Raw genomic sequence first — 15827 nt, 5'->3', positions numbered from 1 at the left:
GCACAAACCAGCGTTCGCTTTTTTTATCCTTTTTTTACAATTTCTGCAAAAAGTTGATGTGAGTACAATTTGGCTTCATGATCATAAATATTAGAAGTGATCATCATTTCATCAATTTGGGTTTGTGCCAAAAATGAGCTCAATTGGGTACTTAGTTTTTCTGGTCCACCAATAAAAGAAATGGCCAGCATTTGGTTAACCGCCTCTTCTTCCATCACATCCCAAACCTCATCCATATTGTCAACCGGTGGTTGCAACAATTTACGTTTATTGGTTACGATGCCTAAAAAAGCTTGTTTTAAAGAGCTCGACAATCTTTCTGCTTCTTCATCTGTGTCTGCTGCAATTACATTTACACAGGCCATTACATAAGGTTCTTTCAAGTAGGCCGAAGGACGGAAGTTCTGTCTATAGATGGTAATCGCTTCGAGAAAATAAGCAGGTGCAAAATGACTGGCAAAAGCATAAGGCAAGCCATAAGATGCCGCTAAATGTGCACTTTCGCTACTTGAACCCAAAATCCAGATGGGTACTTCTGTTCCTTCGCCTGGAATGGCTCTTACTTTGCTTTCGCTATTGGTGCTGGAAAGGTATTTTTGCAATTTCAACACATCTTGTGGGAAGTGATGTGGTGCTGCAAAACGCTCTCCTCTAATTTCCATAGCGGTTAACTGATCCGATCCGGGTGCTCTGCCCAAACCTAAATCAATGCGATCGGGATATAAAGTAGCCAAGGTACCAAATTGCTCTGCTACGATTAATGGCGAATGGTTAGGCAGCATAATGCCTCCAGAGCCTACCCTAATTGTTTTAGTTTTGCCAGCAATATGACCAATTAATACAGCCGTGGCAGAACTGGCCACACTGATCATGTTATGGTGTTCGGCCAACCAATACCTTTTAAAACCCAATTGCTCGGTATGTTGCGCTAATATGGCGCTATTTTTAAAGGTATCTGCAGGTGTTTTACCTTCTATTACTGTAGCTAGATCTAGCACCGAATAAGGCAGTGCCGATAGTTGTTTTGTGCTCATAAATTAAATCATTATAACTCGGATGCAACGAGGTTACTCAAAGCCTCAAAGGCGGCTTCGTTTCGTTTATAGTAGGTCCACTGCCCCATTCGGGTTGCTGTAACCAAACCCGCCCTTTGTAAAATAGACAGATATTCTGATACGGTAGATTGTGTTAAACCCGACTTTTTTTGAATAAGCCCAACACAAACCCCATTAAATGCGCAATTGGTTTTGTGTTCCGGAAAATGTTTTTCAGGTTCTTTTAACCAGCCTAAAATCTGTAACCTGGTTTTATTAGAAAGCGCTTTGAATAACTCTACTTGATCCATGCGGCAAATATATATCGACTTTTCCCGATATACCAATTAAATCAAAATAGATGACAGGAATGTGAAGAATGCTCGTTACTTACATACTTCTACCTTACCATGCACATGATGAGTAGTGTTTGGCGATAAAAAGGGAATACCCAATGCCGCAGCACGTAAAATAAACAAGGTGCCGACAAAAAGCATCAACCATGGCACCAATTTTTGGGTGTTGAAACGAATATATTTTTTCAGGTAGATGCCACCCAACGAGATCAGCATCATTAAGGGTGTTGTACCTAAACCAAACAAGAACATAAATATTGCTCCCCCTTGCAAGCTTGCTGTATTTAAAGCTGTTGAAAGTGCCAAATAAACCATCCCACAGGGGATCAATCCATTTAACATGCCTGCAAAAAATCCCCAAAAAGGTTTTCCAAAGAGCTTGCCCATTAAGCTACTAATCGGGCTAACCATTTTCAACTGGATTAGGCTTAATCTTTTGTGGTAACGGCCACTGAGCTGCAAAACTGTAAATAAAATGAGAACGATACCAATTGTGAGGCTTAAAGTTTCTTGACTGGCAAAAACACTGAAACTACTCCCTACCCAACCTACCAATAGACCCAATAAGGTATAAATCATGATCCTGCCTAATTGATAAGCCAATAATTGCCCAGCCGAATGCCAATAACTTGCCTTTTGCAGGGGTAAGCTCAACATTAATGGACCACACATTACGGCACAATGTAAGCTCCCTAATAAACCCATTAAAAATGCGAGTGGTAAATCGTTCACAAGGTGATGTTCTTTTTAAATAGATAAGCTTTTTGGTTGCTGTTCCATTTCAGTTCTAAAAACCACAAACCAGTATGTTGATGCTTACGGTCTAATAAAATTAGATTGGCTTGCCCAATTGTAGTCCCTTTGATTCGAATATCGTCTTTTGCCGAGGCCGGACGCATCAATTTCAACTCGTAAGTGGCACTGTCTTTTAGTTGGATAATGATTTGGTTTTCATTGACTGTAATGATAGGCTCTGCTTTGTCATCAATCACCTGCTGCTTGGCATTGTATTCTTGATTATAATTGATCCCTTTTTCGTAATAATCTTCTTCAACCAAAGCATCATTGCCATGTACATTAAACATGTAAATTACCATTGCGATGATGAAGAGCATAAAAGCTACCATTCCTAATACAATTTTTGTTCCCCAGTTCATATGATAAGTATTAAATTCTATAATCAACCGCTTTATGGTTGTGAAAAGAAAGTTGTTGTAGTGGTACTAATGATTTGATTATTGGCCTTTACTTCAAACACCACATCTGTTTTATATTTTTTAATTGATGCTGCCTTTTTAACCAGAAAGAAAGTAAGGTGTACAGTCCCTTCTTTTGGCAATACAGTTGGCACTTGGATAAATTCAATTTGATCTTCAGGGTTTTGAGATTTGAACTGAAATTTAATCGCTTTATTGGTCTTATTGATCAGTTCTGCATTGTACAGGTTACTCACCGTACCATCATTTCTGGTTTGGTATAAAGTTCCACTCGCTCTCAATACAGTTGTTTCTACATCCTGCCTTTTATAAATCAGGCTAGAAAAAACAAACAGTACTACCACCAGAACCGCAGCATAACCATAAGCTTTAAAACTCAATTTAAAAGGCTTTTGATGCTGGATAAAGTCTTGATTGTAAAAACCGATTAGGTTAGAAGGTCGATTAATCTTCAACATCACCTCATTACAACTATCAATACAGGCGGTACAGTTTACACATTCCAACTGTGTTCCTTTACGGATATCAATCCCGGTAGGACAAACCTGTACACATAAACCGCAATCAATACAATCGCCTTTTTCAGCATTAAGCACATTTCTTTGAAGATGTCCTCGAGGTTCGCCACGTTGTTCGTTATAGGCTACAATTAAACTTTGATTATCTAATAAAACTCCCTGCAACCTTCCATAAGGACAAATGACCGTACAAACTACTTCGCGTACATAAGCAAAAACCCCGTAAAAAATAAAGGTGAATAACCAGATGGACAAAAAGCCTGTAACATGCTCACTTACTGGCTCGGTAATAATTTTATATAAAGTATCAGAACCAATCAAATAGGCTAAAAAGGTATTGGCAATACCGAAGGAAATGAGCAAGAATAAAAAGTGCTTACTTCCTTTTTTTAAAACTTTTGTGGTATCCCATTCTTGTGCATCCAGTTTTTTCTGTTGATTGGCATCACCTTCAATCCAATATTCAATTCTCCTGAAAACCATTTCCATAAAAATGGTTTGTGGACAGGCCCAACCACACCAAAGCCGACCTAAAATAACCGTAAAACAGACAATAAAAATGATAAATATCAGCATTGCCAATGCAAAGAGATAAAAATCTTGCGGAGTGAAAATCAATCCGAAAAATACAAACTTGCGCTCTATAAAGTTCAACAACACTAACTGTTCGCCATTGAACTTTATAAAGGGACAGGCAAATAGCAATAACAGCAATACATAACTTACCCATTTGCGATAGGTATATAATTTACCTGAAGGCTTTTTAGGGTAGATAAAATTTCTGCCTTTTGCTTTTGTGGTGTTATTTTTTAGGGCTGCTTTCATTTTTCACGTTATCCTCCACACCTTTAGGTTCATATTTTTCGCCTTGTGGGGCTTTTGCATTAGCAGGCTTGGTTCCCTGTATGGATAAAATATAGTTTGTTACCTCACTGATATTTTTAGGACTCATGCTTTTCTCCCAACTCACCATGCCCTTTTCTGGCACTCCATATTTAATGGTTTTAAATATGTCATTGATACTGCCACCATGCAACCAAAACTCGTCGGTTAAATTTGGTCCAACCAAGCCCTGTCCATGTTCTCCATGACAAGCAATACAATTGCCATTAAATACAGCTTTACCAGTTTCAATTTGAGCAGGATCAATTTTTACAGAATTCTCGTCGATATTACCTACCGATTGTGCCAAAAAATTTCTTTTATCTTCGGCCGCTTTAACCATTTCTGTTTCATACTCTGCATCTTGTCGTTCTCCATATTCGCCAATGTGGTAGTAGTAGAGATAACCCACTGCAAAAATCATGGTGCCATAGAACAGAAAGTTGAACCATGCTGGCACCGGATTGTTCAGTTCCTTAATCCCATCATATGCATGTGGAATTTCCATGTTCTTTTCTTCTTCAATTGGCTTTAGGCTTAATAATTTAGTCCAAATGTTTGGTTTGGTCTTTTTTTGCGCCAACCATTCCTCATAATCCAATGGTTCTTCAGCCACATATTTTTGGTAAGGCGTTGGCTGAAGCTTTTCCTTGTACATTACCTTAAATGCCCTAAAAAGCGTGGTAGATACAAAGAGCAATACCACTGCAAACACCAACAAAGCAATGATCAATAATTCTGTAGTACTTAAACCTATACTCGGTTTGTGAGCAATTGGTGCAACAGCTTCTTCTGTCTTGGCAAAAACACTCATGCTAAAAAATAGCATCAACATACTTAAGTTAATCTTCTTCATTTTGTTCTGTTTGATTGTCTTCTATAGGTAGGTTACTCATCAAGCTGATGTAGTGTTTATTTAACTTGAGCAGGTAAATCGTTACCAGAATAAAGAATACCATGAATATAATGAGCGAGCTGATCAAGAAAAATTCGCCTCCAGCTAAGTCTTTTATTTGTTTAAACATGATTTATTGGTTTGAAGGAATTGGAGTTGTATTTGCTTTAATGTCTGTGCCTAAACGCTGTAAATAGGCAATAATGGCAATGATCTCTCGATCACTTTTTACCTTAATATTGTTCTGTTTGAGATCGCTGGCAATGGTTGTTGCTTGCTCCATGAGTTTAGCATTTGCCTCCTTATCAAAATCAACACGGTAAGGTACCCCTAAGGTCTGCATGGCCCTTATTTTACTTGGAGTTGTAGTGATATCCAGTTTCTGTTCAATTAACCAAGGGTACGAGGGCATAATGCTTCCGGGCGACATAGATGTAGGGTCTAACAAGTGGTTAAAATGCCATGCATTAGAATATTTGCCACCCTCACGATGCAAGTCTGGACCAGTACGTTTACTTCCCCATAAAAACGGATGGTCGTATACAAACTCTCCCGCTTTACTGTATTCGCCGTAACGTTCAGTCTCCGAACGGAAAGGACGAACAGTTTGGGTATGGCAGTTTACACAGCCTTCTCTAATGTATAAGTCTCTTCCTTGTAGCTCTAGTGGTGTGTAAGGTTTTACACTGGCAATGGTAGGCACATTAGATTGGATAGTAAAAGTTGGCATCATCTCAATCATCCCGCCAATTAAAATCACAATTAAAGAGAATACCATAAATTTCATTGGTTTACGTTCTAAAACACGGTGCCATTTTCGGTCTGATGGATCGGTTTCTACAATGGTTTTAGCCAAAGGCATTGCTTCTGCAGGTTCGTTAGCAACCAATTTTGCCCTCAACATGGTTTTGGCAAGGTTAATGGTCATTACAATTACCCCAGCTAAGTATAAAGCCCCCCCTATGGCACGTAATACATGCATCGGAATAATTTGTAGGGTGGTGGTTAAAAAGTTAGGGTATTTCAGCAATCCCTCTTGGGTAAACTCTTTCCACATTAAGCCTTGTGTAAAACCTGCCCAATACATTGGCACCGCATAAAATAAGATACCTAGTGTACCGATCCAGAAATGGAAAGAGGCCATCTTTTTAGAGTACAGTTCGGTTTTATACAATCGAGGGATTAACCAATACAATACACCAAAGGTTAAAAATCCGTTCCAACCTAGGGCACCCACATGTACGTGTGCCACAATCCAATCGGTAAAGTGGGCTACACCATTAATTTGTTTCAAAGAGAGCATTGGCCCCTCAAACGTAGCCATACCATAAGCGGTTAAGGCTACCACCATAAATTTAAGTGTCACATCTTCACGCACTTTATCCCAAGCGCCACGCAAGGTGAGCAGACCATTGATCATTCCGCCCCAACTTGGTGCAATGAGCATGATAGAAAAAGCTACCCCTAAAGATTGGGCCCAACCAGGTAAAGAGGTGTATAATAAATGGTGCGGGCCAGCCCAGATGTAGATAAAAATCAACGACCAAAAATGCAGAATGCTCAATTTATAAGAGTAAACAGGCCTATTGGCCATTTTAGGCAAGAAATAGTACATCATGCCCAAGTAAGGTGTAGTTAAGAAAAATGCCACCGCATTGTGTCCATACCACCATTGTACCAGTGCATCTTGTACCCCTGCAAACACATAATAGCTTTTAAGAAAAGAGATGGGCAATTGGAACGAATTGACAATATGCAGTACGGCAATGGTTACAAACGTGGCAATGTAAAACCATATGGCCACATACAAATGGCGCTCTCTGCGTTTAAAGATGGTACCGAACATGTTGATGCCAAAGACTACCCAGATTAAGGTTATGGCAATATCAATTGGCCATTCGAGCTCTGCATATTCATGCGATGAGGTAAAACCAAGTGGAAGCGTAATTACTGCCGAAACGATGATGAGCTGCCAGCCCCAAAAGTGGATTTTACTGAGCACATCGCTAAACATGCGGGCCTTTAGCAAACGTTGTAAAGAGTAATAAACGCCCATAAAAATGGCGTTGCCCACAAAGGCAAAAATTACAGCATTGGTGTGTAATGGCCTAATGCGACCAAATGTAGTGTACTGGTTGCCCATATTTAAGCTAGGCTTAAACAACTGCATGGCAACAAGCAAACCTACTGTCATTCCGATAATGCCCCAAACTATAGTGGCAAGCCCAAAATTGCGAACAATCTTGTTGTCGTAGGTAAATTTTTCTAACTGCATATATTGTGTTTTGTTATAGACCAAAGGTATTTAGGTCTGCTCGCTAAGCTGATGATAGCGGTTACTCCGAAAAGTGATCTTTATCAGATTCTTTCGTTTCTACTTCATCGTCAAAAAGGATACGGATCCCGGGAGTATGCACATCGTCATGCTGTCCGTTTTTTAGCGCCCAGAAAAAGGCACCCAAAAAAATCAGGGCCATTAAAACGCTGCAAGCAATTAAAAAGTAAAGGATGTTCATGTCAATTTATTTTTTCTGGCAAAAAATCGGGTAGCCAGTGTAGTAAAACTGATAATGGTAATGGTACTGATGGGCATTAGCACTGCAGCAACCAAAGGATAAAGTGTGCCCTGTACTGCATAATACAGCCCAATACAATTGTAAGCGATGGCAATAGCAAAGCTGATTTTGATGATTTTCAGGCCATCTTTACTCAATTGATAAAATTTGGGTAAGTAATTTAACGAACTCCCTTTCAATATGGCATCACAGCCTGGGGTAAAATTATTGATGTTATCGGTTATGGCAATGCCAAAATTGGCCTGTTTTAAGGCTCCTGCGTCATTTAATCCATCACCGAGCATCATTACCCGCTCTCCATTACTTTGTTGATTGGTGATTGCCTCTAGCTTTTGGCGGGGACTTTGTTCAAACCTGATATCAGTTGTAGGTTCAAAAATGGTTCTCAAAGCCTTTTCATCTTTATTGGTATCGCCTGAGAGCACTTTTAAGCTAAATCTCTTTTCCAGTTTTGAAACCAGATGTTGCAGGTCTTTACGCCACTCTTGTTCTACCACAAAACAGCCCTTATACGTACTATCGATAACCAAATGAACCCCGCTTTGCTTATTTGTTGTAATATGGAAAGGTAAAATCCTTTCGCTCCCAGCATAAACCATCCGGTTGTTTACCACCCCTCTTATCCCCTTGCCCGCAATTTCTTTATATTTAGAGATGGGATAAAATTTTCCAGTGGTTAAACTCTTTAAAATCTGACGGCTTAAAGGATGTGAAGAATGATGTAATAAAGAAACCACCAACATCTCCTCTTCCTGATTCAATACCCCAGTAAAATAGATCTTCGCATTTTCGCTACTGGTTAAGGTTCCCGTTTTATCGAACACAATGGCATTACAATGGGCCAATTGTTCTACCGCATCTGTATTTTTCACATAAAAACCTTTTTGATCAAATACCGATAAAATGGCTGATAAAGTAAAAGGTGTACTTAAAGCCAATACACAAGGACAAGCTACAATAATCACTGCAGTAAAAGCTGCCCATGCTTTGTTAGTATCTGCTTGAAAAAACCAATATCCTGCTGCTGCAAAAGCAATAATAAATACAGCAACACTGAAATATTTGGCTACACTATCGTTAAAGTTTTGCTTTAAATTATCTTGATAATGTTCTTTATTCCAAAGACCTGTTAAATAACTTTGCGATGGCAGTTTAACCACTTCAACCTCTATGGCTTCTCCCAGTTGTTTTCCTCCAGCGTAAATGATCTCTCCCAGTACTTTCTGTTGAGGTTCTGTTTCTCCTGTTACAAAGCTCATGTTCATCCAGGCATCACCTTTCATTAAAATTGCATCTGCAGGAACCAATTCCCCATTTCTGATCCATAACCGATCGCCTACCTTCAATTCATTAATGGCCACTGGTTTTTCCTTCCCTTCTTTTAAGGTAGTAATGGCAATAGGAAAATAAGAACGGTAATCTCTATCAAAGGAGATGTGATGATAGGTACGTTGTTTAACCCACTTACCCATCAATAAAAGGAATACCAATCCTGTTAAGGTATCTGCAAAACCAGGACCATCATTTAATAAAGCCGATAGTGCTGTTCTAATGAATAACACGGCAATGATAATGGCCAACGGCGTATCTAAATTAATATGTTTGTGCTTGAGGCTCGTAATAGCCGAAACAAAGTACTCTTTACCACAATAAAAGGTAACTGGAATTGAAAATGCCAGATTTAACCAAGCAAACAAGTATTGAAATTGTTGCTCTATGCCCGATAAACCAAAGTACTCTGGAAAGCTGAACAGCATTACATTACCCATGCAAAAACCTGCAATGGCTATCTTTAAAATCAAAGCCTTGTTTACCGAACTGCTTTTTTCTTTCACCACATCTTGTAGGCTAATTGCAGGCTCATAACCTATATTGGCCAAAACCTCAACTACTTTTCTTAATGAAACCTCTTGGTGTTTATAGCTAATGGTGACTTCTTTTTTAAGGAAATCTATTCTTGAGCTATAGATAGCAGGGTTAATCTTATACAAATGCTCTAAGAGCCAAATACACGAGCTACAGTGAATAGCTGGGATATAAAAAGTGACAATGGTATAATTTCGATCTTTGTAATCGATAAGTTGGGTAATGATCGACTCTTCATCCAGATATTCGTAATGTTTGCTTTCGTTTAGTCTTTGCCCTGGCGTATCGTTATAGGCATAATAATTACACATTTTGTTTTCGGCCAAAATCTGATAAACACTTTTACAACCTACGCAACAAAAATGCTTATCGTCAAAATTCAAATCAATTCCTGATACGGCCTCACCACAATGGTAACATACCAAATCTGTTAATGTGCTTTTTTCATCCCTCATTACCGTCAATTTTATACTGTTGTACTGAACAGACAAGTTGTGGGCTGTTTTTGCCATAACCTGTCATCAAATGCCATACAGATGTTTCTTAGAAAAGATTTCCCTAATGCCGAAACCACCACTTCTTGATCACCTAACTCTACGAGTTGATCTTTGAGCAAAGGCTGTAAACGTTCTTTAATTACTGCTGGAATTTCATGATCAAATTGTGTTGCATTTTTACACATCAGGTTAAGGATGTGTTGGCTAATTACTCGATCGTCGGCATTTAAAATATGTCCCTTTTCAATCGCAAATGAGCCATTAGCAATCTGTTGGCTGTATCCTTCTACTGTTTTGGCATTTTGTGCAAAGGCTCCACCGCAATCACTAATAGACGAAACACCCAGGCCCAACAAAATCTGGGTATGCTGATGGGTGTAACCCATAAAATTTCGATGTAACTGCCCTTTCTCACTCACTTGATATAATGAATCTGTTTTTAAAGCAAAATGATCCATCCCAATTTCTTGGTAGCCTGCTTCCATCAATAATGTTCTACCCAATTGATAAAGCGCAAACTTTTCGTCGCCCTGTGGAATGTCTTTTTCTGTATAATAACGTTGACCAGGTTTTAACCATGGCACATGGGCATAGCTGTAAAATGCAATCCGATCTGGTTCCATTTGAATTACTGCTGCAATGGTTTTGGCTAATCCCTCGGGCGTTTGACCCGGTAAACCGTAGATCAGATCAAAATTAACCGAATGGTAACCAATATCCCTTGCCTGATCAGTTAGCGTAGCCACTTGCATTGGCGTTTGAAAACGGTTGATCAAGTGCTGTACCTTCTGATCGAAATCTTGAATGCCCAAACTCACTCTTTTAAAACCCAATTGATATAAAGTTTGCAAGTGATTGAGCGTAGTATTGGCTGGATGACCCTCAAAAGAGCATTCGATCTCATCTGCCCCTTCTTTTACAATCGCCGAAATCAGGGATTGTAAGTTCTCTGGACTGAAAAATGTAGGTGTTCCACCACCTAAATGTAATTCTTTAATCTTAGGCCGTTCGCCAAGCAAAGTACAATACATCTCCCATTCCTTGATCACAGAAGTGATATAGGGACTTTCTACCGCATGATTTTTAGTGATCCGCGTATTACAGCCACAATAAGTACAAAGACTTTCGCAAAAAGGTAAATGAATGTAAAGGCTAATGCCTTCTGCTTTGCTTTGATGGTAAGCTAGGGTCAGCGACTTGAACCATTTCTCTTGGTTAAAATTTTCATTTTCCCAATAAGGTACCGTTGGATAACTGGTATACCTTGGTGCAGCAACATTATATTTTTTTAATAGAGCCGTTTCCATTACCCTTCTTTTAAAGGTTTAATAGCACAACTATTTTGACAGCAACAGGCTTTACCTACACATTTACCTTCGGCCCAATTGTCGAGGTTTTTAATCACCTGATGCATGGTCTTCAGTTCATTATCGGCCATAAAAGGTACATTGGCAATTTTTAAACCAGCTACCGCAGCAGCATTCAAGTCTATATGATCTATTGCATAAGATGAAGTTGCTATATATTTGATTCCTAATAACTTTAAACCATCAATTAAAGCTTTATCTAAAGGATCTTCATTAAAAATAATCAGGGCTTCTTTGCCATTTGCAAAAGCCAAAGTGTCTAAGTTTAGGCTATTTGCAATAATGGTGATATCGTGTTTTTTGTAGTTAGCTACAATTAACCACTCTTTCTCTTTTGGTTGAATGTTATAAGCTATCGCTTTCATTTGCATAATATTGATATGCAAAACTAAAGCAGTGGCCTAATGTTTCTGATGAGAATAGTTAGGCTAAAAAGTGATCTTCATCATAATAATTGACGAAATGACCAGCTTATTGTTTGATGTTTTTTAGTTTCTGAATTGAAACTATATGGATGGCATTACCTGTTTTTTCAATTAGTTTTTCATCTTTGAAATCTGCCAACATTCTACTTACCGTTTCACTGGCTGTGCCTACCAAAGCAGCTAAATCGTCTCTGGATATTTTTAAGGTACAGGTATCAGATTTTCCATCACCAAATTTACCGGCCACCTGCACCAAAGCCTCTGCCACACGTTTTCTAACAGAGAAATAAGCCAATTTGAGCATCTGCTCTTCTTTTTCCTGTACGCTTCCAGACAATAAGCCAATAAATGCTCCAGCAATTTCCTGATGGTTGTGCAAATAGTCCATGAAATCTGCTTTGGCAATCAACAACAATTCGCTATCGGCCATGGTTGCTGAGTTATCGGCGTAATTAGTGCCGTTGCAAAGACTTTCGTAGCCAAAGAAATCGCCATCTTTGTACAGTGTTGATGAGAGCTCTCTTCCATCTTTTGATCGCTTGTAGGTCTTTATTTGCCCCTTGTTGATGAAATAAAGATAAGCTGGTTCATCATCTTCTACATAAATGAGTTGTTTATTGGCAAAAGATCGGTTTTTACCTTTAGCTTTAAGCTCGGCAAATAATGTTTCTTTATCAGTAGCAGCTGATCTGAAGCCTGAGGGCTTGCTTCTTTTTTTTAAACGGCTTTCAATAGCGCTAAAGAGCTCTACATCATCAAATGGTTTGGTCAGGTAATCATCGGCTCCCATTTCCATTCCTTTACGCATATCAGCACGTTCTGCTTTGGCTGTCATAAAGATAAAAGGGATGGTAGCGGTAGTTGGGTTTTTCTGTAAAAGATAAAGTACGCCATAACCATCAAGTTCTGGCATCATAATGTCGCACAAAATCACATCTGGAATATGTTTTAGCGCCAGATCAACCCCTATACGACCATTCTTAGCTGTAAATGTTTGGTAGCCTGCCAAATCTAAAATTTCAGCAGTACCTTCTCTAATATCGTCACTATCTTCAATAATTAAAGCCTTTTTCATAGCATGATAATTTAACCCTTGATCTAAAATTTAAAATGGAGCCTAAAAGTAGTACCCACGTTCTGTGCACTCTCGCAACTCACCGTCCCATTCATTAAGCCTACATAACGTTTTACAATATTCAAGCCCAAACCTGTACCGGGGATATCGCCTGTATTGTGCGCTCTAAAAAATGGTTCAAACAAGCTATTGATGTCCATTGCCGGAATGCCAATGCCATTGTCCTTTACCTCAATGATTAGCTCATTGTTATTGATCACACTATTGAACTGGATCATTGTATCTTCTCCAGAGTATTTGATGGCATTAGAGATGAGGTTAATGATACAGTTTTTAAGCAGGTGCTGATCTAACAAAACCTGACCAGTTGTTCCCTTGTGTTCGTAAACAATCAATTGGTTCTGTTTGCTAATCAACTGCATCTCTTCTGCTATTTCTTCAGCAAAAGGAAAAATATCAAACCAATGTATGTTAGCTTCTACCTTACCTGCTTCCAACTTCTCTAAAGACAGGAAATCGTTTAAAATAGTGGTGAGGTTATTGATTGCATTTTTAATTTTAGCGGTATGTTTCTCTACACTTGTTGCATCTTGCTTTAAAGTATACTTATCTATTAATGAAGCAGATAATTGTATTGAGCTTAAGGGTGTCCTGAACTCATGTGAGGCCATAGAAACAAAACGTGTTTTAAGCTGATTAAGTTCTTTTTCTTTTTCGAACATGGCACTTACATGTTCTTTTGCAGTTTCTAATTCGTTGATAGACCTGATCAATTCTTGGGTACGTTCTTTGATTTTGCTCTCTAACTCTTCTGTATAACTTTTGATTCTTAACTCATCATCCTTCTGTCTACTCAAGTCGTGTATAAAACCTGTAAAGATTTTGCGGTCGCTAAATTTCACTTCGCTTACGCCAAGTCTAAACGGAAACATCGTTCCGTCTTTTCGTTTTCCAGTTACTTCTCTACCAATACCAATAATATGTCTTTCGCCAGTATGGTTGTAATTGGAGATGTAACCATCGTGCCTAGCCTTGTCTGGCTCAGGCATTAATACCGAAACATTTTTACCTACAAGCTCAGCTCTATCAAAACCAAATAAGGTCAATGCAGCTGGGTTAATATGCTCAATAATACCTTTATCATCAATGGTAATAATTCCATCAATGGCATTTTCTATAATTGCATTTAATAGTTTTGCTCTTTCCATGTACCTGTATATGGTCCAAATATAATCAAGTTTTTATTGCTGATTAGCTATTAAATCACCGTATTGTTCAATACATTTTCCGAAACCAAAAGCTCCTTATAAAACTGATCTTTGATCAATTGTGCCTGTTGATTGAAAAGCGTTTTATAATAATCAATTCCATCTAACAGCTGTGTTTTAAACTTAGAGAGCTGTTTTTGCTTTTTATCATTTAAGTCTTTTAAATGCAACTGAATTTCAGTTTGCAGGTAATCGATGTACAGATTGAGTTCTTTGATCAAAAAATGAGGTCGTTGCACCTTTGCCAACAAATCGGCTTTGCCATAAATATGGTTAACCATTTGATCTAAGGAATAGATGTTTGAGAAATAGGCCAAATTTGGGCCGGGACAAATGGCTACTGCTTTACTTTCCTTAGGCTTTACAATGCCTGCTTTAATATAGGTTGATGTACAAAGGCCTTCGCATAAACAGATCTTTTCTGTAATAATCTCAAATTGTTGTTTAAACTCTTGTTCTGGCAAAGCTAAAGTTTCCAATTGCTTGAGCTTTAGATTTTGATATTCCCTAGATGCTGTACAAATTGGCTGGGTGGTAAACTCCGTATTGGTGCACAAATATTTTTTGGTACAGGGGCTACCAGGCCTACCCTTTGCCATTCTTTCTAAGCGCTGTTCTTCTATGCCACTGCCCTTAAAATTATTGAACAATACACCCAATGGAGATGAATTGCTCAAATAAAAATCATTTTCAGTAGCTTTTGTTAATTTTCCTAGCGTATGGTCATCAACATTGGTTACTTCTGGCACTAGTAAAAACGGGCTTCCCCAACCTGTAGAATTGACTTGATACTGTTTAAACAAAAATTCGTTTTCTGTAGCAGTTCCAATACCACCTTGTACACTTAAACGCTGTTTTGGTAAATCTATCTTAAGGTTTCCTCTCTCCGTTAATGCCGTTGTATATAGTTGATATAACTCTGTTATCATAATGGCTTTCTTTTGCTTAAACTCTTCCAAAATTGGCCCTAACAGGTAACCTTCGGTCGCAAAAGCATGTCCACCACAATTCAAGCCCGACTCTATCCTAAACTCAGAAACCCATAATCCTTTCTTTGCTAAAAATTTCGATTGGATAAATGCAGAGCGAAAATCGCTCACTTTTAAAATGATCTTCTTTTTTAACTCCCCATTTTCATCGGGATAAAAATCTTCAAATTCAGTTAAGTAACCATACAGACGTGGGTTCATTCCGGCAGACAAGATCACCGAAGATTGGACATTGCTTTTTGCAAAACCTCTTAAAGCAGCTAGTGCATCTGTATTTTCATCGCCCAAATAGGTGTCATCCTTGCCAAAATTGAGTTTATCAACCTTCGCCATGATATTGACATCAATGGTTCCAACTTGCATCTGTTGACGTAAAATCTGCTGAAAAATGCGTTTACCTTCTCCTTCTGGATATTCCATCATCAGATCATAACCCTGTTTCAATTGGCTATGTTCTGGCAATAGTTCAAAGTATCTACAAATGTCACTTCCGAGGCTAAAATCTTGCTGTTTAAGCAATTCAAATTGCGCAGTGATCAAGTTGTTTAAAAGATCTAAATAGGCTGTAATTCTTTTACTACGGTAATCTGCAGCGCCTTTTGGAATAACAACATACGTTAACTGATGCTGTTCAAGATGGTATTTCCTCATTCTTTCAATCAGTTCATCATCAACAATGGAAACAACCGAAGAAATGCCGTAACGTGCTACTTTTAAAGGGGTATCTATTGAATATCCTAAACCTAAAACGGGGATATGAAATTGGTGTGCCATATAAAGAATTGAGCTGTATGTATTAGTTCTGCCAAAATTATTTTAAAAGCCAAGTAGCTTACCGTGTGCTTGTCATCTTAAATAATGA

15 protein-coding genes are annotated in these 15827 nt (G+C 38.5%); all 15 read right to left on the bottom strand.

The window, feature by feature from the left end:
- Positions 1–23 precede the first annotated feature (23 nt).
- Positions 24–1034, bottom strand: coding sequence for an LLM class flavin-dependent oxidoreductase (locus tag AQF98_RS08040; protein ID WP_055131429.1), 1011 nt, complete (start codon positions 1032–1034; stop codon positions 24–26).
- 11 nt (positions 1035–1045) lie between these two features.
- Positions 1046–1345: a helix-turn-helix transcriptional regulator gene (locus AQF98_RS08035; RefSeq protein WP_055131428.1), complete on the bottom strand. Its 300-nt coding sequence runs from the start codon at positions 1343–1345 to the stop codon at positions 1046–1048.
- A gap of 75 nt (positions 1346–1420) precedes the next feature.
- Positions 1421–2122 (bottom strand): sulfite exporter TauE/SafE family protein, encoded by a 702-nt coding sequence (locus tag AQF98_RS08030; protein ID WP_152969669.1) that lies wholly within the window; start codon positions 2120–2122, stop codon positions 1421–1423.
- On the bottom strand, positions 2119–2547 hold the full coding sequence (locus AQF98_RS08025) for a FixH family protein (protein ID WP_055131426.1): 429 nt from the start codon (positions 2545–2547) through the stop codon (positions 2119–2121). The genes AQF98_RS08030 and AQF98_RS08025 overlap by 4 nt, the downstream gene beginning before the upstream one ends.
- A 32-nt stretch (positions 2548–2579) precedes the next feature.
- Positions 2580–3950 (bottom strand): cytochrome c oxidase accessory protein CcoG, encoded by a 1371-nt coding sequence (ccoG, locus tag AQF98_RS08020; protein WP_055131425.1) that lies wholly within the window; start codon positions 3948–3950, stop codon positions 2580–2582.
- Positions 3928–4863, bottom strand: a complete 936-nt coding sequence (locus AQF98_RS08015; RefSeq protein ID WP_235524196.1) for a cbb3-type cytochrome c oxidase N-terminal domain-containing protein — start codon at positions 4861–4863, stop codon at positions 3928–3930. Before AQF98_RS08015 ends, ccoG begins: the two co-directional genes overlap by 23 nt.
- A complete protein-coding gene (locus tag AQF98_RS08010) occupies positions 4850–5032 on the bottom strand; it encodes a hypothetical protein (protein ID WP_055131424.1) in 183 nt (60 codons plus the stop codon). Before AQF98_RS08010 ends, AQF98_RS08015 begins: the two co-directional genes overlap by 14 nt.
- A gap of 3 nt (positions 5033–5035) precedes the next feature.
- Positions 5036–7177, bottom strand: a complete 2142-nt coding sequence (ccoN, locus tag AQF98_RS08005) for a cytochrome-c oxidase, cbb3-type subunit I (protein ID WP_055131423.1) — start codon at positions 7175–7177, stop codon at positions 5036–5038.
- A 61-nt stretch (positions 7178–7238) separates the two neighbouring features.
- Entirely contained in the window at positions 7239–7418 is a 180-nt protein-coding gene (gene ccoS / locus AQF98_RS08000; RefSeq protein WP_055131422.1) for a cbb3-type cytochrome oxidase assembly protein CcoS, read from the bottom strand.
- A complete protein-coding gene (locus AQF98_RS07995) occupies positions 7415–9856 on the bottom strand; it encodes a heavy metal translocating P-type ATPase metal-binding domain-containing protein (RefSeq protein ID WP_235524195.1) in 2442 nt (813 codons plus the stop codon). The genes ccoS and AQF98_RS07995 overlap by 4 nt, the downstream gene beginning before the upstream one ends.
- Positions 9811–11148, bottom strand: coding sequence for an oxygen-independent coproporphyrinogen III oxidase (gene hemN, locus AQF98_RS07990; protein WP_055131421.1), 1338 nt, complete (start codon positions 11146–11148; stop codon positions 9811–9813). The genes AQF98_RS07995 and hemN overlap by 46 nt, the downstream gene beginning before the upstream one ends.
- On the bottom strand, positions 11148–11573 hold the full coding sequence (locus tag AQF98_RS07985) for a lactate dehydrogenase (RefSeq protein ID WP_161805855.1): 426 nt from the start codon (positions 11571–11573) through the stop codon (positions 11148–11150). The genes hemN and AQF98_RS07985 overlap by 1 nt, the downstream gene beginning before the upstream one ends.
- Positions 11574–11679: 106 nt before the next feature.
- Positions 11680–12708, bottom strand: a complete 1029-nt coding sequence (locus AQF98_RS07980) for a response regulator (RefSeq protein ID WP_055131419.1) — start codon at positions 12706–12708, stop codon at positions 11680–11682.
- A 23-nt stretch (positions 12709–12731) separates the two neighbouring features.
- Entirely contained in the window at positions 12732–13916 is a 1185-nt protein-coding gene (locus AQF98_RS07975; protein ID WP_055131418.1) for a PAS domain-containing sensor histidine kinase, read from the bottom strand.
- A gap of 50 nt (positions 13917–13966) precedes the next feature.
- Complete coding sequence (locus AQF98_RS07970; protein ID WP_055131417.1) at positions 13967–15739, bottom strand: hypothetical protein; 1773 nt, start codon at positions 15737–15739, stop codon at positions 13967–13969.
- Positions 15740–15827: the final 88 nt, after the last annotated feature.

The sequence above is a fragment of the Pedobacter sp. Hv1 genome (assembly GCF_001412215.1).
Classification (GTDB): domain Bacteria; phylum Bacteroidota; class Bacteroidia; order Sphingobacteriales; family Sphingobacteriaceae; genus Pedobacter.
The sequence above is the reverse complement of the archived record's forward strand: the minus strand, read 5'-3'. Positions and strand labels throughout refer to the sequence as shown.